The sequence below is a fragment of the Paenibacillus wuxiensis genome (genome assembly GCF_040195695.1).
Classification (GTDB): domain Bacteria; phylum Bacillota; class Bacilli; order Paenibacillales; family Paenibacillaceae; genus Paenibacillus_B; species Paenibacillus_B suaedae.
In genome coordinates this window covers 237,155-260,031 of the sequence record NZ_JBEFZI010000009.1, presented here as the reverse complement: position 1 = coordinate 260,031, position 22,877 = coordinate 237,155, and the positions used below count along the sequence as shown (strand labels likewise).

The 22,877-nt window shown below is 46.0% G+C and carries 21 protein-coding genes; all 21 read right to left on the bottom strand.

Annotated features, from left to right (window positions below):
* Positions 1 to 8: 8 nt before the first annotated feature.
* Positions 9 to 2,588, bottom strand: coding sequence for a PEP/pyruvate-binding domain-containing protein (locus ABN764_RS21825; protein WP_446673098.1), 2,580 nt, complete (start codon positions 2,586 to 2,588; stop codon positions 9 to 11).
* 204 nt (positions 2,589 to 2,792) lie between these two features.
* The gene (locus tag ABN764_RS21820; RefSeq protein ID WP_446673097.1) at positions 2,793 to 3,761 is read right to left on the bottom strand and encodes a DUF5643 domain-containing protein; all 969 of its coding nucleotides are present in this window, start codon (positions 3,759 to 3,761) and stop codon (positions 2,793 to 2,795) included.
* A 70-nt stretch (positions 3,762 to 3,831) separates the two neighbouring features.
* On the bottom strand, positions 3,832 to 4,590 hold the full coding sequence (locus tag ABN764_RS21815; protein ID WP_446673096.1) for a hypothetical protein: 759 nt from the start codon (positions 4,588 to 4,590) through the stop codon (positions 3,832 to 3,834).
* Positions 4,591 to 4,769: 179 nt separating this feature from the next.
* Positions 4,770 to 5,180 carry a BlaI/MecI/CopY family transcriptional regulator gene (locus ABN764_RS21810; RefSeq protein ID WP_446673095.1) on the bottom strand — a complete coding sequence of 137 codons (411 nt, stop codon included), beginning with the start codon at positions 5,178 to 5,180 and terminating at the stop codon, positions 4,770 to 4,772.
* Between the two features lie 149 nt (positions 5,181 to 5,329).
* Positions 5,330 to 7,243: a M56 family metallopeptidase gene (locus ABN764_RS21805; RefSeq protein ID WP_446673094.1), complete on the bottom strand. Its 1,914-nt coding sequence runs from the start codon at positions 7,241 to 7,243 to the stop codon at positions 5,330 to 5,332.
* Entirely contained in the window at positions 7,240 to 7,650 is a 411-nt protein-coding gene (locus ABN764_RS21800) for a BlaI/MecI/CopY family transcriptional regulator (RefSeq protein ID WP_446673156.1), read from the bottom strand. Before ABN764_RS21800 ends, ABN764_RS21805 begins: the two co-directional genes overlap by 4 nt.
* Before the next feature lie 365 nt (positions 7,651 to 8,015).
* Positions 8,016 to 8,264 carry a hypothetical protein gene (locus ABN764_RS21795; RefSeq protein ID WP_446673093.1) on the bottom strand — a complete coding sequence of 83 codons (249 nt, stop codon included), beginning with the start codon at positions 8,262 to 8,264 and terminating at the stop codon, positions 8,016 to 8,018.
* A gap of 6 nt (positions 8,265 to 8,270) precedes the next feature.
* A complete protein-coding gene (locus ABN764_RS21790; RefSeq protein ID WP_446673092.1) occupies positions 8,271 to 8,780 on the bottom strand; it encodes a hypothetical protein in 510 nt (169 codons plus the stop codon).
* A 192-nt stretch (positions 8,781 to 8,972) separates the two neighbouring features.
* The gene (locus ABN764_RS21785; protein WP_446673091.1) at positions 8,973 to 9,755 is read right to left on the bottom strand and encodes a hypothetical protein; all 783 of its coding nucleotides are present in this window, start codon (positions 9,753 to 9,755) and stop codon (positions 8,973 to 8,975) included.
* Between the two features lie 187 nt (positions 9,756 to 9,942).
* Positions 9,943 to 10,686, bottom strand: coding sequence for a hypothetical protein (locus ABN764_RS21780; protein ID WP_251483709.1), 744 nt, complete (start codon positions 10,684 to 10,686; stop codon positions 9,943 to 9,945).
* Positions 10,687 to 10,922: 236 nt separating this feature from the next.
* Positions 10,923 to 11,873 (bottom strand): 4-hydroxy-3-methylbut-2-enyl diphosphate reductase, encoded by a 951-nt coding sequence (locus tag ABN764_RS21775; protein ID WP_446673090.1) that lies wholly within the window; start codon positions 11,871 to 11,873, stop codon positions 10,923 to 10,925.
* An 82-nt stretch (positions 11,874 to 11,955) separates the two neighbouring features.
* Positions 11,956 to 13,425 carry a sensor histidine kinase gene (locus ABN764_RS21770; RefSeq protein ID WP_174807614.1) on the bottom strand — a complete coding sequence of 490 codons (1,470 nt, stop codon included), beginning with the start codon at positions 13,423 to 13,425 and terminating at the stop codon, positions 11,956 to 11,958.
* A 4-nt stretch (positions 13,426 to 13,429) separates the two neighbouring features.
* Entirely contained in the window at positions 13,430 to 14,116 is a 687-nt protein-coding gene (locus tag ABN764_RS21765) for a response regulator transcription factor (RefSeq protein WP_021261002.1), read from the bottom strand.
* Between the two features lie 175 nt (positions 14,117 to 14,291).
* Positions 14,292 to 15,941 (bottom strand): S1C family serine protease, encoded by a 1,650-nt coding sequence (locus ABN764_RS21760; RefSeq protein ID WP_446673089.1) that lies wholly within the window; start codon positions 15,939 to 15,941, stop codon positions 14,292 to 14,294.
* A 289-nt stretch (positions 15,942 to 16,230) separates the two neighbouring features.
* Positions 16,231 to 16,896: a response regulator gene (locus tag ABN764_RS21755; protein WP_021254001.1), complete on the bottom strand. Its 666-nt coding sequence runs from the start codon at positions 16,894 to 16,896 to the stop codon at positions 16,231 to 16,233.
* Between the two features lie 26 nt (positions 16,897 to 16,922).
* Positions 16,923 to 18,008, bottom strand: coding sequence for a HAMP domain-containing sensor histidine kinase (locus tag ABN764_RS21750; RefSeq protein ID WP_446673088.1), 1,086 nt, complete (start codon positions 18,006 to 18,008; stop codon positions 16,923 to 16,925).
* A 7-nt stretch (positions 18,009 to 18,015) separates the two neighbouring features.
* Positions 18,016 to 19,062, bottom strand: a complete 1,047-nt coding sequence (gene liaF / locus ABN764_RS21745; RefSeq protein WP_072731394.1) for a cell wall-active antibiotics response protein LiaF — start codon at positions 19,060 to 19,062, stop codon at positions 18,016 to 18,018.
* Positions 19,063 to 19,305: 243 nt separating this feature from the next.
* Positions 19,306 to 19,494 (bottom strand): hypothetical protein, encoded by a 189-nt coding sequence (locus ABN764_RS21740; protein WP_446673087.1) that lies wholly within the window; start codon positions 19,492 to 19,494, stop codon positions 19,306 to 19,308.
* Between the two features lie 139 nt (positions 19,495 to 19,633).
* Positions 19,634 to 20,458 carry a 3D domain-containing protein gene (locus ABN764_RS21735; protein ID WP_446673086.1) on the bottom strand — a complete coding sequence of 275 codons (825 nt, stop codon included), beginning with the start codon at positions 20,456 to 20,458 and terminating at the stop codon, positions 19,634 to 19,636.
* A 111-nt stretch (positions 20,459 to 20,569) separates the two neighbouring features.
* On the bottom strand, positions 20,570 to 21,187 hold the full coding sequence (locus ABN764_RS21730) for a PadR family transcriptional regulator (RefSeq protein WP_446673085.1): 618 nt from the start codon (positions 21,185 to 21,187) through the stop codon (positions 20,570 to 20,572).
* Complete coding sequence (locus tag ABN764_RS21725; protein ID WP_446673084.1) at positions 21,184 to 22,716, bottom strand: MDR family MFS transporter; 1,533 nt, start codon at positions 22,714 to 22,716, stop codon at positions 21,184 to 21,186. Before ABN764_RS21725 ends, ABN764_RS21730 begins: the two co-directional genes overlap by 4 nt.
* Positions 22,717 to 22,877: the final 161 nt, after the last annotated feature.

The window sequence follows — 22,877 nt, the reverse complement described above, 5'->3', positions numbered from 1 at the left end:
CCCCGCCTTCATCGCAACAGTTGTACCATGCCTGTTGTTCCGTTCACGATAACCCGATCACCATCAGAAAGGAATTTCGTAGCATTTTCGCATGCCATGACCGCAGGAATGCCATATTCTCTGGCTACAATTGCCGAGTGTGACAATACGCCACCTGTATCCGTTACAACAGCTGCAGCTACAGAGAAAAGTGGTGTCCAAGCTGGATTCGTATTCGCGCATACGAGAATATCTCCCCGCTTCAGTTTATGGAACTCTTGAGGCCCTCGAATCACCTTAACGACACCTTGAGCTTCTCCTTGGCTTGCCCCGGCTCCAGTGAGTACTTTTTCTTCAATTTCTGACTTATTGATGGCATCGGAACTTCTGTAATTATTCATTCGGTTCCATACTTCTCGGCGCTGAAGTGCGAGTTCCGCCATTTCCGCTTCATGTTTGTCAGCAATCATGCTCTCCAATTCATTGAACGTAACAAAATACAGATCCCGTTCATCCCGTATTTTCTCTTCTGCTATGAGCCACGCAGCAACTCGCTTGATACGGTCGCGTAGAATCGCAACAATCTCTTCGTACATATCCAACGTAGCCTCGCGAGCGACCCAAAATCCCCTAGTCATATCCAGCGCCTTTTCGAATGTTTCAATCCATTGCGGCTTTTTCAATCGTCGTACGATTTCCGCACGGGCATTATGATATTCTTCTGTTCGTTCCTTCTTATCATCAATCAGCCCCTCTGGATGTTGAATCAGAGCTTGGACCATGCTTAAGACGTTGTCAGGCTCATCTCTCCATGACGGATAGCTCGGCTGCGGTTCCATTCCTGATGCACATCGGCATCCGTGTTTGCTCAAGAAGCGTCCAATCGCTTCCTTGAATGCCCTACAGCCATCACTATTCATAATAGTCTCGTACATTCTGCCAAACGGCTGCTTCTCCAATATGTCCAAAACAACAGGACTGGCAGCCGCAACTCTAGCTAACTCCTTCATGTCCCGGTTTGCAACAGCCGTTTTATAATCCAGAGCCTGCAGCAATTTTTGCTTCATTAAATAGACTTGCTTTACATTCGCACGATGAAGCATCTTGTCCAGCTTGCTCTGGGCCGCGACGCCAGCGGCCATATATTTTCGGAAACGGCGATACATAAGCTCACTTATCACCCCTTCCAATTTCTTAATCTCCCTAACCAAATCTTGCGGTGAGGAATCCAGATGGACGGATTCAACAGGAAGCAGGGAACGCAAATACGGTTGGTCTACCTGCAGCCACTCTTGCAGCGGGTCATACTTGATCCAGCCTTTCAGCTTCAACCAGGCAACCGGAAGAGCAGCTATCGTTCGCAAGTTGGCTGGAACCGGCGGATTGAATAAAATTAGTCCAGTCGGATGCTGATAGGAAATATCTTCAGGCATTTCTATACCTAATTCTTTTGCTGCCCTCCTTACTCCGGCAAGAGCTGGAGTAAGACTACTATCAAAATCTAGCGGACGCAGCGGCTCAGGAAAATGGTCAACGAGTACGGGTAAAAATCGCTTACGAGCAAAACGAGGAATTCGTCCGAGATAAATCCAACCAGCGTACACCTGCTCGTCTTCATCGGGAAGACGGATCGCTCCATCTGTTGCATGCTGCAAGCTGTGCAATGTTGTTATAGGACGGGACTGAAGCAAGTAAATTCGGTCATGTTTCACGGCCCACTCGATATCCTGCGGCGAACCATAATGCTCCTCCACTTTTTTGGCTATGCGACAAAGATCTATAACCATCGAATCCGACAAACAAGGTCTCGTCTGTAACTGGGGTGGAACCGGCACGACGACACTTCCCTGCTCCTGTTGGACTACCATCTCTTCCTTTTTTCCAATTTCGCAATCAATGATTTCAAGGGTTTCCTTCGCAATGCGATAGGTATCTGGGGTAACAATTCCAGACACTACAGCTTCACCGAGACCTAAGCTCGCCGTAATTAACATCTGATCGTGGCAACTATTCAAGGGATTGACTGTGAACAGAACGCCCGCAGCATCGGAGTCCACCATTTCTTGCACAACGACACTCAATGCAACGGAGCTGTGGGTAAATCCCTGTTGATTGCGGTAATGTACAGCTCTTTCTCCCCACAAGGAAGCCCAACATTCCCGAACGGAGTGGAGCAAAGCCTCTTCTCCATGAACGCCCAGAAAGGTCTCTTGTTGTCCGGCAAAAGACGCCTCAGGCAAATCTTCAGCGGTAGCCGAGGATCGCACTGCCACCCTGACTTCGTTGCCCAATTGGCGATAATATTCGCGAATGCGCTCCTCAATCTCTGGAAGCATTGGTGTTTCCAAAAACAATTTTCTGGAAGAATGGCTTTGATATTCCGGATCATGGCTATGTTCTCTTTCCAATTCTTCCAGCTTACTTGCGATAATCGTTTGCTCAATCTGACGCTTATATGCCAAAGCCGATATACTAAAAGCTCGCGGAATCGGAAATCCTGCCCGGATCATTTCCCCGAGATTCGCCCCCTTTCCTCCAACCAGAGAGATGTCTCCTTTTCCCACATGATGAATCCAAAACACCAAGTCATTTTCCAATTGGACATCCATAAATTTCGAACCTCCTTGACCCTTTTAAGATATAATAGACATTAGCTTATCATTTAATTTACTAAGTACTTAATAAGTGAAATATAACCCTCAGCTTTCATGTTGTCAATAAGTGCGTGTAAAAAAATAAAAAAAACCGCGATGTACGCGGTTTTTTCTCGGGCTTTTCGTGATAAGTTCCTTCCTATTATTTTTTATGACTTTTTATGAAGTAACCGGAATCTTCATTTCCAGTGCTTTGTGGTAGTCCTTTATCATGTTTCGTTTTTTATCCTCAAGAGGCAGCCCGTTCTTATCGACAAAAAGAGTAAATGGTTTTACAGTAATAAATTTAGTTCCAGAAACAGATGGAGCATACATGATTTTTTCATTATACTCTTTATCCGGCTTTTTCGCATACGTGCCCAGTCTAAACTGAACTAACTCGTTACCTTTATCGTCTACGATTTCGTAATACATTTTGGATTGATGATACTTATTCGGCCGCTTCGTGCTGCTGCTTGGAATTTCTCCCTTGCTGTGAATCTGCAGCATTGTCGTCGCGTCGGTCATTCGCAGATTCATTACTTCGTAACTGAATTTCTGCGTATTTTTCTTCGCATTCGGCTGTATGTTAATATCCCGTTTGGAGATGTTTTTCACCGGAATGACTAGAGTCATCTCCGCTGCCTCAAATTTCGCATTAATCGTCAACTCAAATTCATTGGGAAGAATAGGCTCTCCCGTTTTCGGATCAGCAGCATTTGTAAACTCTATCATGCACATATTATTCTCTTTTCCATTTTCCACAGGAACTGAACTTGCCATCATCGCCAGCTTGTCCACCTGAAGCGGCTGTCCATTCAGCAGATAGCTCTTACTAGCATATAGCGGATTCTCTCCGCCTTCGGCCTTCAACACCATGACAAAGCGGGCACCGTCGTACATAAGCTCAGGCACGATCAATGTAACTCCATCTTTTGTTGCCTTCGCATTTTTCACTGTGGTCAAGCCTTTTTTGCTGGCTGCCTTTGCCCCTGAGTCCCCCCATTCCTGTAACACACTCGATCCGGATGCCGCTGCACTTGCGGTAGGCAAATTAACAACAGTCATTCCTACTCCTGTACCCAATATAGCTGCCATACAAGTTACCGCTACCATCTTCTTCATTAATGATTGTTTATATGTACTCATTTCCACATTTCCTCCTTCATTCTTGAATCACCTATTATATAGAACAACTTCAACCTCCTCATTTGTGACATTATTTTCTGACCATCGTTTCCGCAAGTTTGATTAAGTCTTCCTGAGTCAATGCATTTCCTTCGTTGGTTATAATTCGAAATTGCTTGCCTTGTTCCGTCCATAGAAGTGTGTTTTGCTGCGGGCTATCCCGATATTCTGGCTGCAACTTTTGTCTTGCCTCTTCAGCAGTTTGATAATGATACCCTTTCTGGGCAGGGGATGCTTTCGAACCAAGTGCAATATATTCCAAAAGCAACGTATCCTCACCGTTCATATATTTCAGTACAATTTGCCCCGCTTCCGTCCATTCATATTTCTTCGACAACACCGCTGCACCTTTCTTTTTGGCTTCTGCTCGCAAATCGTTCTTAAATTGCGGACTATATGGGCACCGTATTTCTGCTTTCGTTAAGGAATACCCTTCTGGCAGATTTGTAGGCTCTACTAATACGGTTCCTTTCAAATCAGTGGCCTTCTTTAAATAATTCTCATAGGTTTCAAATGAAGGGGCGACATGTCCGGTGAAGATAATTTCCTGCCCCTTGCTTTTCGTCTTTTCATTGTCGATAAATACGGCATAAGCATCACCTGGATTTTGCTCAACCAGCTTGTGCAGTCTTGCCAACTCATCTTCAAAGACCTTCGGCTCTCCCGAAGGACCTTTCACGGTATAGTCAATTGTACTCTTGGCTGGCGCCGCCTCCGCGGCATTGTTCACATAGCTGAACATTAGCAACCCGCATATTGCTGCAATGATTAGTTTTGACGTCATTTTCATAAACCAATTCTCCCCTGCACCTCTATTATGGAAATTTTCTTCTCATCTATATGAACAACTTAAAAACGAGAATTGTGACACGGATCGACTTTTTATCAAATAAATAAAAAAATCCCTTAGAATAAGACTGGCTGTATCGCCGTCTTCTCCAAGGGTTGTAGTAGCGCATGAATTCGAATTTACGCATCGCTCTTTTTTGATCCACCGTCATCACGGTTCTCGTCAAATAACGATTTTAAATCCTCGATTTCCTGCTCATTCAGCTTTTTATCCTGCAAAAAGTTGGCCAGCATCGGCTTCAAAGCTCCGCCATACAGCTTTTTCATGAAGGATTTGGTTTCGGATCGCAGGTACTCCTGCTCGCTGATAAGCGGGTAGTACAAATAGTTTCGTTTCGACCCCTTCTCCAGCTTTGCACCAGCTGCTTCCTTCTGAACCAAGCGGCTCAGGAGCGTCCGAGTCGTATTCGGGCTCCACTCCATCAAATCCGACATTTGATTGACTACCTCAATGGAAGGACAATCGGGACGCGCCCACAATACGCGCATAACCTCCAGCTCAGCATCCGTAATAGGCGGTACTTTATTCATTCATGAAACCTCCAAACTCAATCATTCAAGACCACGCATGTAGTTATACTCATGCTATAATTGTACTTTTACAATGTCAACCTGTTTTATGTTTTTGACCATATTAAAGCCCATGCATCCTATTCAGAATGCATGGGCTTGGACACAAACTATTTCTTCACCATCGTTTTCGCCAGCTTGATCAGGTCTTCCTTCGTCAATGGATTGCCTGGATTGGTGCTTATATAGTACAACTTTTCATTATCTCTCCAGATCAAATCATTTCGTATCTCGACTTTAAGAGCGCTCTTTTCCTTTTTGTTTTCTGCTGCAGTTATATAGGTATAATGCCCTTGTTTAAGTTGCTTCTTATCTACTGAATCAAGATTTCTGCTTCCCAACGTAATCTTATCATCTCCATTTGTGTACTCCAATATTATCCCGCTCGAGGTTGTCCAGTTGATTTTTTTAGAGTGAACCTTCTTCCCTAACTTCGTGGCCTCGGTCTCAATTTCTTTAGCATCATGGGCGCCCAAAGGGCCTCTAATTTCTCCAATAATGAATTGGTAACCTTTAGGCATGTCCACAGGTTGCTGAAGTACTGCATCCTTCAATGCAGATGCTCTGTTAAGATAGTCTTCATACGTATCGAATTTTGGATAAACACTTCCCATATAATATGTGCTGGCTTTTTTACGTTGAAGGATCTCACCGCTGACGTATACGATATACGTGTCGTCTGGATTTTTTTCAAGCAATTTGTAAATTCTACTCTCCTCCGCTTTCTGCAGCTTCTCACCTTCACTCATTTCCTTTGGTTTAGCTGTCCCAATCTTCCCATCTGGATTGACAGCACCCGGCTCATTGTTCACAGCAGACTGTGGTTCCTGCTCCTGCACGGAGCTCTTTTGTGGCGCACTCGCAGCATTTCCTTCCTTTGCATTAACCAACGACACACTGCTTAGCATAAGAATCATTGCCAATCCCAGAATAGATAAGCGGTAGGATTTTTTGTCAAATTGTTTGATCATGATAAGTCTCCTTTTCATTTGTTTATGAGTAGAGGACAGGCTGGCAACCCCCGGGTAATGATGTTCTCCCGAAAAATGCTCCAGTACATGGATAATCGTTTGCCCGTATGCATGGTTTTGCTGTACATGCTCCTGTGAACTGATCCGATCCAGCACGTATGCATCACAGGCCATCTCCTGATCCTGCCTTGCTTTATGTACGGCAAGCCACAATAATGGATTAAACCAATGGAAGATTAGTAGGATATGCATCATCCAATTCACCGCCACATCCCGCCGCTGTATATGGGCACATTCATGCGCCAATATGTATTGAAGTTGATCCTCTTGCAGCGTGACGAGCAAACTTGGCGAAATAAGGATCGCTGGCTTGCTATAGCCAACAACGGCAGGCCCGGGAATAATCTCGCTAGCGACAAACTGCACGTCACGCTTTACGCCCATTAGCCGCTTCGTTTCACGGAACACTGTCGTTAAAAAAGGCGTTTCAATTTTTTTGGCCGCACGTAAGGCTCGGCTCAATCGAAGTTGGTCGAAGACAGTCTTCGCAGCAAAAAACAAGATACCCAATAGCCAAACCGACATAAGCATATTGATGAAGCCCAATTGCTTGAACCCACTCCACCAGAAGCGTATGTCCCATAAAGCACCAGATTCATGAGGCGAATCCGATATTTGTGCACTCCCTCTTAATAGGTTGCTTTTCTCCGAATCAATAGAATTCTCTGCTTGAGCTGCCGCTTCTCCCTTTTCACCTGGCCTTTTCCACAAATTGTGCCAAGCTGATGCATTTTGAGTTTGTTGTCTAGTATCGGGCACTATGGTCTCCAATGAAAACACATTGTACAGGCTAAGTGAAGACTCCGGTGCCCAAGGCAGCAGCAAACGAATCGCCACAGGGATCCACAGCAGGTACTTCCATCTGACTTCAAGCTTGTTTTTTAATAGAAGTTGCAGCATCAAAACCAGTAAAACCAAGATGCTTGCCATAAATGAGCCGCGAATCACCCAGCCAAAAAACGATAATAAACATTCATGCATTGTCGAACTCATTTGCAATCTCTCATTTCCGGTTCGTCGCCGCGATTTTCGTCAAATAAAGCCTTTAAATCCTCGATTTCCTGCGGATTTAGCGTCTTATCCTCTAAGAAGTGGGCCAGCATCGGCTTTAAGGCCCCGCCATACAGTTTCTTCATAAAAGACGTAGTTTCCGATCGCAAGTATTCCTGCTCGCTGATGATCGAAAAAAATAGCTGGGTGCGCTTCGAACCCTCTTCCAGCTTCGCCCCCGCCGCTTTCTTCTGCACCAAGCGATTTAGAAGCGTTCGTGTCGTATTCGGACTCCAGCCCATGCGCTCCGCCAGCTGTTTTACGACCTCACTGGATGGGCAATTCGGATTTGCCCATAAGACGCGCATTATTTCCAATTCCGCATCCGTAATCGGTGGTATTTGATTCAGATTCATGCATGAAACCCCCAAAGTCCAATCATTTAGTTAACTACATTTGTAGTTATAAATACATGCTATATTTTTACTGCATCGATGTCAACAGATTTAACATACAAAATGCTCTCGTTTATGCTGCATGCATTCATAATTTGTACCGTCAGCAGAAATGATGGTGTACGGATTGATCCACACTTGAACCTAGTAACAACACGCTACTTAGAGCCGCTATACTACTTTGATACTGCAATCATTCCACAACACTCCTTTCAACGATCAATTGGAATAAATTAAACTACGGATGTAGTTAATTAATATACTACAACCGTAGTTTATATATGTCAACATGTATTCACCAAAATTTAGCGATGTCAAAGCTATTTTTTCACCATCGTTGTCGCCAGCTTGATCAGGTCTTCCTTCGTCAGCGGATTCTCAGCATTGGTTGAAATCGAGAACCCCTTACCCTGTTCATACCAATTTAATGTGGTCGTAATAAATTTAGGATCAAGTTTTGGATTTTTCTTTTTCACATCCGCAGCAGCGATATAGACATATCCTTGTTGTTTCTTTTCCATCTCTTCAATCCGATAACTAGAGAACTGAATATAATCTTTGCCGTTCACAAAACGCTACTGGATCATATTCGTATCCTTCCATTCAAGCTTCTTTGAATACACCTTTTTGCCGAGCTTTTTCGCCTCAGCCTGCATGGCCGCCGCATACTCATTTGTATATGGCGCAGCAACAATAACCCCGTCGAACGTATAGCTCTTCGACAGATCAGCAGGCATCTGCGGAGCCGGCTCTTTCATAACACGCAACAACTTCTCATAGTCCTCGTATTTCTCATAGCGCGGATTAAAATTGCCATAACCAAAAACCTCAAATCCCTTTGGCTGATAACTGCTGTATATCAGATACATATCACACGGATTTTTTTCCAACAGTTTGTCAAGTTTAGCCTTCTCGGCTTGCTCCAACTTCTCGCCTTCATTTGCAGTCATTGGTTTCGTTGCTGCTGCCTTCAAGCTGATGCCGCTTATAGCATGATCTGACGCTGTGCCTGACATGAGGTGCATGGATCCGAACAATAGAATGCTGCATTGTGAAGCAATTGCTATTTTCATCTTCGTATTCATATAAAATCGCACCTTTCCTGTTTGACATGTAATATCTACCATTTATATAACAATTTCAACCGTCTGGTTTGTGACATGACTTCAATCGAAGAAACGCAAATACCCCCAGGTTAGACATGCTGATCCACGTCTTCCCCTGAGGGTGTTCAATATCGGATTATCTTACGTTTCGCAGCAATAACATGGCGATTCTTACTTTTTGACCATCGTTTTCGCCAACTTGATCATCTCTTCCTTCGTCATTGGATTCTTTGGATTCGTATGAACGGAAAGCAGCTTGCCGTGTTGGATCCAAACCAACGAATTTACTAGATATTTCTCGCCTACATATGGATTATCTTTTTTCATTTTTTCCGCGCTTGTATAGGTATACTCTTGACTATAATTTTTCTTATCCACCGCATCAGGCTTACGGCTGCTTATTTTGATAAAATTGTCTCCATTTTTGAATTCTAATTTGGTTTCATTTGTAGTTGTCCAATTCAGTTTTTTAGAGTAAATCTGTTTGTTTAATTTTTTTGCTTCTGCTTTCAATTCTGCAGCAAAATCAGCGGTATATGGACCTACAATCTCTGCTGCGGAGAAGACATATCCTTTGGGCAAGTTAGCAGGTTTTTGCAGCGTTGCTTCCTTCAAACTGGCTGCCTTCTTTAGATAGTCCTCATACTTGCTAAATTTCGGCATGCTGTTGCCCAACATGTCGACCTCTGCTTTGCCTTTAACTTTCGTCAATTCATTACTGACATATAAGATATAGGTATCTTCCGGATTTTTTTCAAGTAATTTGTTGATTCTCTCCCTCTCTGCTTTTTCCAACTTCTCGCCCTCAGTCATGGTCTTTGGTTTAGCCGCTGCCGTCTTCAACGTTATATCGCTTATCGAACGAGAAGACGCCGCCTCTGCCGCGAGATTCATCGAACCAAATAATAGGATGCCGCTTATCGTTGCGATTGCAAGTTTCATTGTCATTTTCATATCAAAGTGCCCCTCTCTAGTTAAGCTTTTGACGCCTTATCTTATATAACAACTCTCACCATGCCTTTCGTGACATCATTATCAAAAAATCCCTAAAAAACAACCCCCTGAAAAACTGCTAATCTTCACAGCTTCCCCGGGGGTTACTCGATATACTTCGTCCGATTACGAAACCCTGCTTATCTGATTATTTTTTCTCAAGTACCATCGTTTTCGAAAGCTTGATTAGATCTTCTTTGGACATATCCGTATTCGTTTGAATAGTAATTGCTTTATCTTTCACCCTCCAAGACAGGAAATTGTATTTTGCCTTTTCGCTAGCAGGTTCATAGACATAACCTGTTTGCTTTTTCGCTGTTTTCGGGTCGATCGTGTACATTTCAAACAGAAACGTGTTCTTCCCATTCACAAACTCAAGCTTGATTTCGCCCGGTACCTTCCAATCATATTTCTTCGCATAAAGTAATTTTCCTTGTCCCTCAATAGCAGCTTCTTTTTTGACTTCTGCTTCGAACTCCTTACTTTTCAGATACTCGATTTCCGCTTTGGCTAACTTATATCCCTTCGGCAGGTTGGTTGGCTTCTGCAATACTGGCCCTTGATACGTAGCAGCCTTTTTTATATATTCCTCGTATGTTTTGAACGTAAGCGGATTGACTATATAGAGGAATTCCATTCCGGACATCAATTTTTTATTGCTAATAAAAGCAACATACACGTCACCCGGATTTTTAGCCTCTTGCCCTATTCTTCTTACTTCCTTTTCATATATCTTATTCTGTTCTTCTAATGTTAGCTCCTGATCAGTCGATGTGGCAGCCGCAGTGTCACTCGCTGTCTGGGATGGATCCGCCTGAACTGTGAAGCTCATAGAACCGAACATCAGGATGCCGCTTAATGTAGCAATTACTAATTTCATCGTTGTTTTCATTGGATGATTCTCCTTCTTCGTACAATTATGAGTATGTATTCACATATGTATAACAATCTTACCGTTCCATTTTGTGACAGGCTTCCAATGATTTCATGGAAAAAATAAAAAAACTCCCCCAAAGGAACTTAGCATTTAAGTTCCTTTGAAGGAGCCATTCACATTTGCCTAAACATATTGCACATGCAGCACTTCATGAAATGAAGTTACATTACTTTGGACCGAAGCCCGCTTCTTCACGATTTCGACTTCGTTCGAACAGGAGGAAGCAGCTTCTTCATATTTACCGTCCGCGTCTTCTCCCATGTCTCTGGATCCGCCTCGTCGAACTGTTCCAAGAACGCAATGACTTCCTTCGTAATTGGCGTCGGCGTCGAAGCGCCGGAGGTTACCCCAACCTTCTTAACGCCTCGCAGCCATTCCACATCCAGCTCAGACAAGTCTCCAATGCGGTACGCCGTCGTACCGGCAATCTCCTCTGACACCTGAGCAAGACGGTTCGAATTATTGCTGCGCGGGTCGCCGACAACGATAACGAGATCACATTCTCCCGCTTGCTCCGCCACTGCCGCTTGACGAACCTGTGTCGCCATGCAAATTTCGTTATGGATTTCGGCTGATGGGAATTTCTCAACCAATCGATTCATAATATGCTTAATGTCCCATTGGCTCATCGTCGTCTGGTTCGTAATAATGATCTTGTCTGTCGCCAGTTGAAGCGACTGAACTTCTTCTTCCCGCTCAATCAAATGAACACTGTCCGGCGCAACACCAATTGCCCCTTCAGGCTCCGGATGTCCTTTCTTCCCGATGTAAATAACCTCATAACCTTCCACCGTCTTCTCGCGAATGAGATCATGCGTACGCGTTACATCCGGGCAAGTAGCATCGACAGTCGTAAGCCCCTTCTCACGAGCCTTGCGGCGAACCTCTGGCGATACACCATGCGCCGTGAAGATAATCGTCCCCGACTCTACTTGATCCAGGATTTCCATCCGGTTCGGGCCATCAAGCGTAATGATGCCCTCATCCTCGAATGCGTTCGTCACATGACTGTTGTGCACAATCATGCCCAATATATAGATAGGCCGCGGCAAATCCAGATTGCGTGCGGTTTGCTGTGCAATAACCATTGCATCAACAACACCATAGCAATAACCGCGCGGTGTTATTTTCATTACTTCCACAAGTACACCTGCTTCCCTTCCAATCGCTTCGTCTGCTATAAGAGCTGCAATGAAACTGCACCACTAGCATCCGGCATCTTCATTATACCGGAACTCCCTCGCATTCGTCGACCGAAGCAAGCGGCAGCCAAACGATGAACGTCGTCCCCTCATTTGGCTTCGTGACTACTTCCACAGAACCGCGGTGCTCATCAATGATCCATTTCGCGATCGACAGACCGAGCCCCGTTCCGGAAGTAACGCCGCGAGATACGTCAGCACGATAGAATCGCTCAAAGATATACGGAACTTCCTTCTGATTCATGCCCATTCCCGTATCTTGCACCTTCAAGCCAATTTGCTCATCCTGAATAATCGCATCCAGACGTACAAACCCGCCATCCGTGTATTTGAATGCATTCTCGATGAAGATAAACAGCATTTGCTGCAAATAATCTTTGTTGCCGTACACTATTTTCTGATCGATTGCTGCTATGTCTCCAAGAATCCATTCCGCCTTGCGCGGCAAGAATTGCGCTCTTCGCACAACTTCCTCAACGAGCGACTTCAATTCAATCATCGACTTCTCCATCACATAACCGGCATCCGCCCGAGCCAGTGACAGCATATCATTGATAAGCCTGCTCATTCGACGCGATTCATCTGCTATGTCGCTTAACGCCTCCATAGACATTTGCTGCTTGTCTACTTCTGTTAACGCCAGTGTCCCGCTTTCTTGCAGCCACATCTTCTCAAGCAGATCAACATTTCCCCGAATCGTAGTCAGCGGAGTGCGCAGTTCATGCGATGCATCAGATACGAATCTCCGCTGTGCCCGGTATGCCTCGTCAAGCTCATTATAGAAGGCTTCCATTCGCCCAAGCATGCTGTTAATACGGTCAGTCAATTGACCAACCTCATCATCCGGCGGCCCGACACGCGGAATTCTTACACTGAGATCCGCACCCTTCTGAACCCGGTCTGTCGCTTTAATAATGTTCTCAATCGGACGTAATGATTTCTGCGCCAAGAAGAGCCCTAGTGAGAACGCCAGTACAACGGTAACCATGGACGCAACAACGAGAATACTCCTCAGTTCACGCATAAATCGAGCCTCATGTCCGGTAAAGGCAGCGACCTGTACAGCTCCGATGATCGTATCATTGTTCTCCAGCTTCAGCAGCTTCTCATACACGAGAAATTGAAACGATTGCACCTCAACCTTTCGTATGCCTGCTTTAATTTGGCTTGGATTCGAAGGAACAGGCAGCTTCAGATTAAGGGACTTCAAGTTATCAGAACGAATTAGCTTGCCTGAACTGAAGTTAATCGTCTGAAAAAACACTTCCTCATTATTTAACCGATTAGACTGCTGAACATCCCAATTCAGCTGGGAACGTTCCCAATCGATAGAGGGGAGGATATACAATTGATCCATCTGATTGGAAATGCGGGTCTTAATATCTTTATAGATGTTGTAGTCGACAAATGTATAAATCGCAATCCCGAACAAAAATAAGGTAAAGGCAAGCAAAGCCGAATACCAGACTGTAAGCCGCAATCGAATTGACATCGATCTAACTGTCCCCTCTCAGTACATAGCCCGTCCCACGGATCGTTAGTATGATGCGTTTGCCTCCATGCTCCTCTGTCTTCTGACGAAGCATGGCAATATATACTTCCAACACATTAGATTCACCGCTGTAATCATATCCCCATATCTTCTCCATAATCATATCGCGCGGCAGTACCCGCTTCGGGTTCTGCATGAATAGATGGAGCAGCTCAAATTCCTTCGCTGTAAGCTCGATCGCCTTGCCGTCCCGCTGTACTTCACGTGTATGTAAGTCCAGCACAATATCCTCGAATGTTAGGCGATGCGAACCCCCTTCACTATCACTGCGACGCCGCAACAGGGCACGGACACGTGCAAGCAGCTCTTCAAGTGCAAACGGCTTGACCAAGTAATCATCCGCCCCGTTATCAAGCCCCTTCACGCGATCCTGCACCTCATCCTTAGCCGTCAGCATGAGCACAGGCACACTGCTGCCCCCTTCACGCATACGGCGGCATACTTCCCATCCATCAACTTCGGGCATCATGACGTCTAATATGACCATATCTGGTTCATGCAGCATCATGTCCCGCAGCCCTTCCGATCCATTCGAAGCCGTACGTACCTCGTACCCTTCGAACACCAACCCCCTTCGAAGCATGGAAGTAATTTTCTCATCATCGTCAATTACCAGTATCGTTGATCGCATCATACTCATCCCCTTTTTCCGATTTCCATCAAATATGCAAATCATTTGTTATTCTGCCATTAAAGCGAAAAGGAAGCCAGAAATCGCATAAGCCATTCTGTGCTTCCTATCTTTATACTTAGGGGGATGCGTCCTTCAAGTGCCATTGCTCATGTCGTGACGCACTCCCCTCCCCTTATTGCTGCAATTGTTTCGTGAATTTGTTCTTATCGCCAATCTTCACACTTACATCAATCGACTTGCCATTGCGTACGACTTGAAGCTTAACGGTATCGCCAACCTTCTTCTTGCTAATCTGTTCAATTAGCTCTTCCTTGGTTGTATATTTAGTCCCATCCATACCGGTAATGATATCATATGCGCGCAAATCTGCCTCATAAGAAGGGGTGCCGAACAACACTTCGCTCACGAGAGACCCCTTAATTAGATTCATACCTAATCGGTCTGCAATATCATCTGTCATCGTAATGAGTGTTGCACCGATAAATGGCAGAGGCTCCTTCGCAATCTCGCGTTTGTTCTTCAAATCCTCAACAACCTTACTCATCACATTCGATGGAATAGCGAATCCAATTCCTTGCGCCTGGCGACTTACCGCTACATTCATGCCGATAACTTCGCCCTGCATGTTCAACAACGGACCGCCAGAGTTACCAGGGTTGATCGATGCATCTGTCTGAAGCAAGTGTTGGTATTCACGAGCGCTGCCGTTATCGTCAACATTGATTTTGCGTTCGCGTGCACTAAGTACACCAACAGTAACCGTATGATCGAATCCAGACGGGTTGCCGATTGCAACAAGCCAGTCTCCGATTTGAGTTGCATCAGAATTGCCAAGGCTAACAGTAGGAAGATCGCCCTTGCTTTCAATCTTCAGTACAGCCAAATCCAAGTCTTTGCTATGTCCAAGCAGTTCTGCCTTAATCGGCTCCTTGTTTCCTTCCACCTGTACCTGAATCGCCTCCGCACCTTCAATCACGTGCTGATTCGTCAATATATAACCGTCTTTATCAAAAATGAACCCTGTACCGATTCCAAGAGGCTGCAGCTTCGGCTTCACATCCTGGCGGGAATTGTCATTCCCATAGCCGTCTCCGAAGAATTGGCGGAAGAACGGGTCATCCATCCACGGATTGCTGCCACCACCGCTTTGCCCTCTTGTCGTTCCGAATGTCTCGATCTTCACGACAGCAGGACTAGCTTTCTTAAATACATCCGCTACACTGTTCGAGCCGTTCGGCAGCGTAGTTCCAGGCCCATTGGTCTGCACCGCATTCGCACCTGCCGCACTGCTTCCAGCCCCCTCGCCAGCAAGCGCCGTTCCTCCTGTAAACAGGTTCGTCTTGTCAGCCGTAATCATAAGCGCCGTAATGACGAGCGCCCCTGCCATGAAGGAAGCAAATATTGCCTTGAAGGAAGTCCCTCTCTTGCGCTTCGAATCCTTGAAGTTCCAATCACCTTGCGGCGGAGCAGATTGGCCTCCTCCGTCACCACGCATATTCGGAGCCGTATATCCACTCGCTTGAGCCCCTCCCTGCTGCGTAGCGCTGGAGAACGGAAGCGGCTTAACCGGATTCGGCGGCGTTACCTGCACATCATTCATACGTCCAGTTTGATCTGTCGATGTTGTGGTTCTCGAAGGTTCTTCTTGTTTTACGGATTGATAAGGGCCGTAGGCGTAGTAGTAACGTTCATTTTGCTTGCCCAGTTCCTGTTCTTCACTCAGGCTGTCATCGCGCTCTTGTCGAGCAGCGCTGTCGTCTGATGCTGATGTATGAGAATCCTTGTCGGATGCACCAAATAAATTGCGTTTTTGTTCGTCCATTTTGCCTACCTCCTAATGTACTCGTATCAAATGAAGTATCGTAATGATATGTTTATATAATGGACGATAAACCTTAATCCTAGCTTAAAAACAATATAAAACACCATAAAAGATGATAATACAAAAGTTCGACAAAAAAACAGGCCCTTCGGCCTGTTCTGCAATTCCTGTCGATGCAATAAAAAGCACAGTTCAAATCTACTAGTGTCTAGACCTAGAATATCATATATCTAGACAACTGAGACCATCACGTTCACAACTACTACGTCTATTTACAGGATAGACGAAATTATTCGTTTTTAACCCACCCTTTACGATGAGCGAACACTGCAAGCTGTGTACGATCCTGCAGCTCACACTTCATAAGTAGGTTCGATACATGTGTCTTAACCGTCTTGATGCTGATATGGAGCTCATCTGCAATATCCTTGTTCGTCTTGCCATCAGCAATAAGCAGCAGCACTTCCTTCTCCCGCTCCGTCAGTCCCTCATCATCCGGCTGAGCTGCACGCTTGCGCAGTCCACGGGTCAATGCCTGTGATACTTCACCGCTCATAACCGGTCTGCCCTGCAGCGCGCCACGAATCGCGTATACCAGTTCTTCAGCCGACACCGTCTTCAGCACATAACTGACTGCCCCCGCCTGAATCGCTTCGACAACCTGCTCATCTTCCATGAAGCTGGTCAGCATGACAATTCGCAAATTCGGAAACTGTGCGATAAGCTCTCTTGTTGTCTCTACCCCGTTCAAGTCAGGCATCATCAAGTCCATAAGGATTAAATCAGGCAATGGCTCATTCCGACTAGCCATCGCTTGTATGGCAGCAATCGCTTCTCTACCACCACTAGCCTCGCCAATAACTTCAATCTCCGGATCGAGCATTAAGTAAGTTTGAAGACCTAGCCGCACCATTTCATGATCGTCCACAAGAAATACCGATGTCTTATCCCCCAACCGATTCGCCTCCCGTCCGTTCTCCGTTACTCACACATTTCTGTATTGGAATGACCTCCGTCATTTGACTGCTCTTCTATTTCTTCAAATCGAGGGATATGTACGCGTATTGTCGTCCCCGCTCCCGGACGGCTTATGAGATCCATGTGACCGCCAAGCTTATCCACCCGCTCTCGCATCGTCGTCAGTCCATAGCTCCCTGCCTTGAATGACGCACTCTGAAGATCGAACCCTTGGCCATCATCTGCCACAGCAAGAATAATCTGATTCGGCGTCTCCTGCAGAGTCAAGGTAACCTTCGTCGCCTTCGCGTGCTTGACTACATTGGCCATGGCTTCCTGAATCATTAAGAAGCACTGATGCTCTTTGGCTTCCGACAATTCACAATTTAGTTCAATGTCAATCTTACCTTGCAAGCCATTCTGCCGGCAATAGTCAGGGAACCAGCGGCCCAACGCTTCTTGCAATGTCTTGCCGTCAAGCTCAAGCGGCCGCAGCTGTGCAATTAAGCCGCGCATTTGGCGCTGTGCGGTATGGGACATCTCAACAAGATGGCCAACCACCTTCTTCGCCCGATCCATATCTATGTCCATGACCTTCGTCAAGGAAGAGGAAGCCATATGAAGCGCAAATAACTGCTGACTGACTGTATCATGCAAATCCCTTGCTAGACGTCTTCGTTCCTCCAGCACAACAGCTTCGCATTCCCGCTCCCGATCCATCACTTGCTGCTCGGACAACTTCTGCAAGATGCGAAGCTTCTGTTCCATCCCGCTTACCATCGTATTGAAGTCTTCATACAAGCGAGCAAATGACTCTTCATCGCCAAGCGGAATCCGCTCTGCCCAATTGCCCTTCATCACCTGCATCATGCTATCGTGAAGTACGTCAAGGCGGCGCTGAAGGCGCACGCCTGCGACATAACCCATAATGACCGATACGATGATGACCGTCACAATACCGAACAGCCACCAGTTCATCCCACTATACCAGGAACCTCCATAGACGAAGCCAATCCAGAACACACTCATGATAATACAGCCTGAAATCACAAAGGTGAGAAGCAGCTCCCACTTGACACTCTTCGTGCTGCGAAACCAGCGTGACACCATGATTGCACTACCCCACTTTCATGACCTTTACATCCCCTATGAAGGTACTGACGGAGATTTTCACTTTCTTGCCTGCTTCATAATAATAGGGAGTCTCCACTTGCAAATTATTCATGAACCCTTCCTTCTCCTGATTGAATACTCTCACATCGCCGAGGAAGGAGCTTGAACTTACCACTACACCAAGATCCATATCATTCGGAACATATACTTTCACATCTCCTATAAAAGAAGAAACATTGATCTTCGTCTCGCCGTACGACACTTGCGCCTTCGTCAAGTCGATTACCGTATCACCAATGAAATGCGAGATGTTCATCGGCTTCAATTCCCAATAATCAGAGCCTAAATGAATATCACCGATAAAGCCTGACTTGTTCACCGTGTCGAACTTCGATCCCGAGCCCATTGGCGGAGGCGGTGGTGGTGGCGGTGGTACTGATCCCTTATACGAAAATGGATCATAATCAGATGATTGGCTTTGATTACGTCCAAACGGTTCTTTATAGCGTCTGTCGCTATCCCCGCCTACTGCCGAACCAGTCTCATCATATCCCGGAGGCGGAGGAACATCGGATACACCGTCTTTGTTAAAATGCTTATTAAAGGTCTGATCAAAGTCATCATCTAGTGGACGCGGTTCACTATACGGTCGATCATGTTGTCCACCATGTTCATGCCAGTACCCTTCGTCCCAACGCTTACGATCACGATACTTATCTCTATGCCGATTTTTTCGTGGACGAATCAACATCCCTACACCGACCATAATGAGGATAAATGGAACGAGCATCCTCATAGCTGAACCAATATCCACCGTCAGAACTCCTAAATTCGATAACTGAAAGTAGCCACCGATGGCTAGAAGGATAAGCCCCCAGAACGCCCCCTGTATAAGCGCATTGAATCCCGTTAAGATGAGGATCACCGGCCAAAATGTGCGTATCAATTCCCCAAAATCCATATCAATATAACCAAGTTGGTTAAGCATGAAGAAAGCGCCGATCGCGATTAGAAACAACCCTCCCGACCATCTGCCACGCTGATTATTCATACGGTTCCCTCCATTTCTCTGCAGTCATTTCATTCATTATGTAGTAATTGTAAGAGAAATCATGTCCATCTACCAGCGACGGAGGAAGGAAGTTCGTCTCAGTCTCGGGACCGAGGAACTGGAAATGAATTACTATCGAATTTTTCACTTCCGCAATGAAATGAAAATGGCTGCCCAAGCAAGGGGCAGCCATTCGTTACGATGCCTGGCTAAGTCTATAACTCGCCACCGCATCTTGGTGTATTATTGTTGTTGATCAGCTTCCTGCACTTTTTGCACGATGCCTTTTTCTGTTCCTTTTACAGCACCTGCTGTAGGAGCAACCTCTTGGCCAAACTCAGTGTCAGCAGCGTTGCTTTGGGCTGCAAACTCACCAGAAGTGTACTTCGCGTTAGCAGGCTGCATGCGGTTCGCTTTGTTGTTCTTCGGCATTTCCATTCACCTCCTGCATCTCCGCGTTTCGGCGGGTCAAATTCAGAAACTTGCGTTCCTACAGGAGATATTATGCTTAGCGCAGCACTCGATTATTCGAATGCACACCCCTAGCGCTCATCATGAAACAAAGCCCCAATTAGAGCATGGACTCCGGAATCCCTTTATTTTTAAAGACAGCTGCATTCAATTCATCCAGCATTTGTTCCGATACTTTTCCATTGCCGCGTTTAATTAGCTTGACTTCCACTTCTTTCTTGCCCCACTGCCCGTATACCTGCTTCTTTGTATGGAAGAATAGATCAAGCTTCTTGCCCTTAATTTTGCCACCAATATCCGTTACAATCCCATATCCATATCCCGGAATATAGAGGATGCTTCCTAATGGAAATACGGATAAATCCGCTGCGATCGTTGACACATAGTCTCGACGCACTTTAACACCGGAATAAGTAATCCCGTACTCTGGATGCCCCGGTTCCTTGCCAGTTGATTCTGCTCCTGCCGTATAGCCAGTCGCAACAACCTTTACCGAACGAATGATGCGCTCCTGTTGTGGAGCAAGCTCAGCAGCCGTGAATGTCAGTTTGGCCGCTGCAACCGCAACATGTGGACGTTCCTGCTCTTCCTTCACCTTCTGTTTTACTGTCGGCAAAGGCTGCACATACACGAGCGGAAGCGCTTCAGTTGTGGCGTTCGAGGTCCAAGTCAATTTCTTTGTTTGCTGCACCTGTGAGGAAGCATGGGTGGACAACGTTGCTTGTGTTAACGCCCCTTGTTGATATGCACCCGTCTCTGTCGTCCACGCCTGGACAGACATTGGAGCTATAAGCATACCCGCTGCTACACACAGCACCGCTCCTGCAATACCTAACGACAACCTTGTGAATACGATAGCGCGCTTATCCGATCTCGATGTCATGTTTCCCTTCCGTTCCGAACTTGTAGTCGATATTGTAAACATATGGTTACCCCTCCCTTAGTGGGAAGGATGTCCTGCTCATTTCGCTTTTATTCATATTCAACAAAAAAAGAACATCCCCGACATTCCGAGACGTTCTTTCGACACCTTCCACTAATGCAGCTTCTGTACTGGCAGAGGTTCGCCTTTACTGCCTAATTTGCCAGCCAGCGCATCCTCCTGAAGGCTTTTCAACCAATTCAATTCGGTTACTGTATATTTATAGCCCCCATACAACATATAAAGAACAGAACGGGGAGCATATGAGATATGCTCTTCGTACAGGGCCCACATTCGTTCTGCTTCCTGCTCATAGTAAGCAATACGATTCTGAATAATCTCCATAACGATTGCCTGATCCGCATACTTCACAAAGGACAGCGCCGCATAAAATGGATGATTCAAATGAGGCAGCTTTTTCATTTCTTCAATGAGCAGTTCTTCAAGCTCACGCTTCCCTTTTTCCGTAATGCGATAAATCGTCTTATCCGGGCGAGAACCGCCGCTCACGAACTCGGCTTTTTCAATAAACTCGCCCTTGTTTAACTGGTCAATGGCATAATACAGCGACCCATATTGAATTTTCATATAATTATGCATTTCGCGTTCTTTCATAGCTTGACTCATCTCATAAGGATGGCGATCTTGCTCCATAAGCAAACCAAGTATGGCCAGCTTCATCGACATGCGTTCCACCTCTTCCTTCATGAAACGACAGCCATTCGCAATCATGCAGGTTCTCCACCTTGCTCTGCGGCTGCCGCACTCCCATGAGAGTGTTTAGACACCATTGTAACACGTCCCATAAGCAAAATGAACAAAAGGGAAAGCACCGCGATCGGAATGGACCACACATAAACATGGGCAATGGAATCAGACAACGCGCTAGTTAGCTGCTTCAAAATCGGCTCTGGAATGGATGAACGTACTTGATCCTGCAGCAGAACCTGCGGATTGCCAAGCTGCTCCACAAGCTTTGGATCAGTCAGCACATCGCCGAAGCGATCACGTAAATAAGAGGTCTGAATACTCCCTAATATACTGATTCCGAGCGTATTGCCAAGTGTTTGGAAGAACCGCACTAGCGAATTGACTGTGCCCCGCTGCTGATAATCCACCTTATGCTGTGCCGCGATCGAGGTAACGGGGAAGGAAGCACCTATCCCCAAGCCCATCATGATCATAAATACAACCATCGTAGACATGGAGGTGTCAGGCGTTACCTGGGATAAAAGCACAACAGACATCAGCAGCAATGTTCCCGATATAAGCATTATGCTGCGGAACGACATCTTTCTCAGCAGAAATCCTGCCGTAACGGTGCTGCAGACGAGTGCCAGCATCATCGGCGTCAGCACTGTACTAGCATTCGTCGCGGATCCGCCCACAACTCCTTGAATGAATAACGGAATGAAGGTCGCTCCTGCCATCAACAGCATTCCAATTAGCAGCCCTGCCCCCATGCTCGCGGTAAACAGCTTACTCTTGAACAAACCAAGCGGGACGACTGGCTCTTGCACCTTCAACTCGACAATGATAAATAGAACAAGCATAAGGAGTGCCCCTACAAAAAGCGAGATGATCGTCGCGGAAGACCATGCATAATCCTTGCCCCCCATCTCCAATCCGAACATGAAGCACAAGATTGCAGCAACCAGCGTGAATGTTCCCAGCCAATCAATCTGCTGCTTCTTGAAGCTTAGTGTCTCCTGATAGCCAAGCATAACAAGTAGAAGCGCAATCAATCCTAATGGAAGATTCACGTAGAAGATCCAACGCCAGTGCAGGTGGTCGGAGAAAAAAGCTCCAGCCATGGGCCCAAACACACTGGATAGACCAAATACTGCCCCGAACATCCCTGTCATCTTAGCTCGTTTTCCCTCTGGGAATATATCGAACAGAATCGTAAATACAACGGGCATAAGCGCACCGCCGCCAATACCTTGGATCGCACGATACCAAATTAATTCCTGCATCGAACCGGCCATTCCACATAGTACCGAGCCTACCATGAATACGATGATCCCGAGCGCAAAGAATCGCTTGCGTCCGTACATATCAGATAGCTTGCCGAACAACGGCATACACGCCACGCTTGCAATCAGATAAGCCGAGAACAACCATACATACTGTTCGAAGCCGCCAAGCTTCGCAACAATCGTCGGCACGGCTGTAGATAGTATCGTCTGATCCAGCGACACAATCAACAGCCCGTGCAGAAGACCAATAACCGTTATGCGAGCACGAGAAGAAGAACCCATCCTTACCACCCCTATATTCAAATTTGAATAATGCGAACATAATTCATTATATTCAAATTTGAATACAAAGCAACTTTTTTTATCACAATGATTTTGAAAATTTGTACGCACGTTTGTCCGTCAATGCACAAACAAAAGCCGTCAAGGAGCTTTACTCCTCG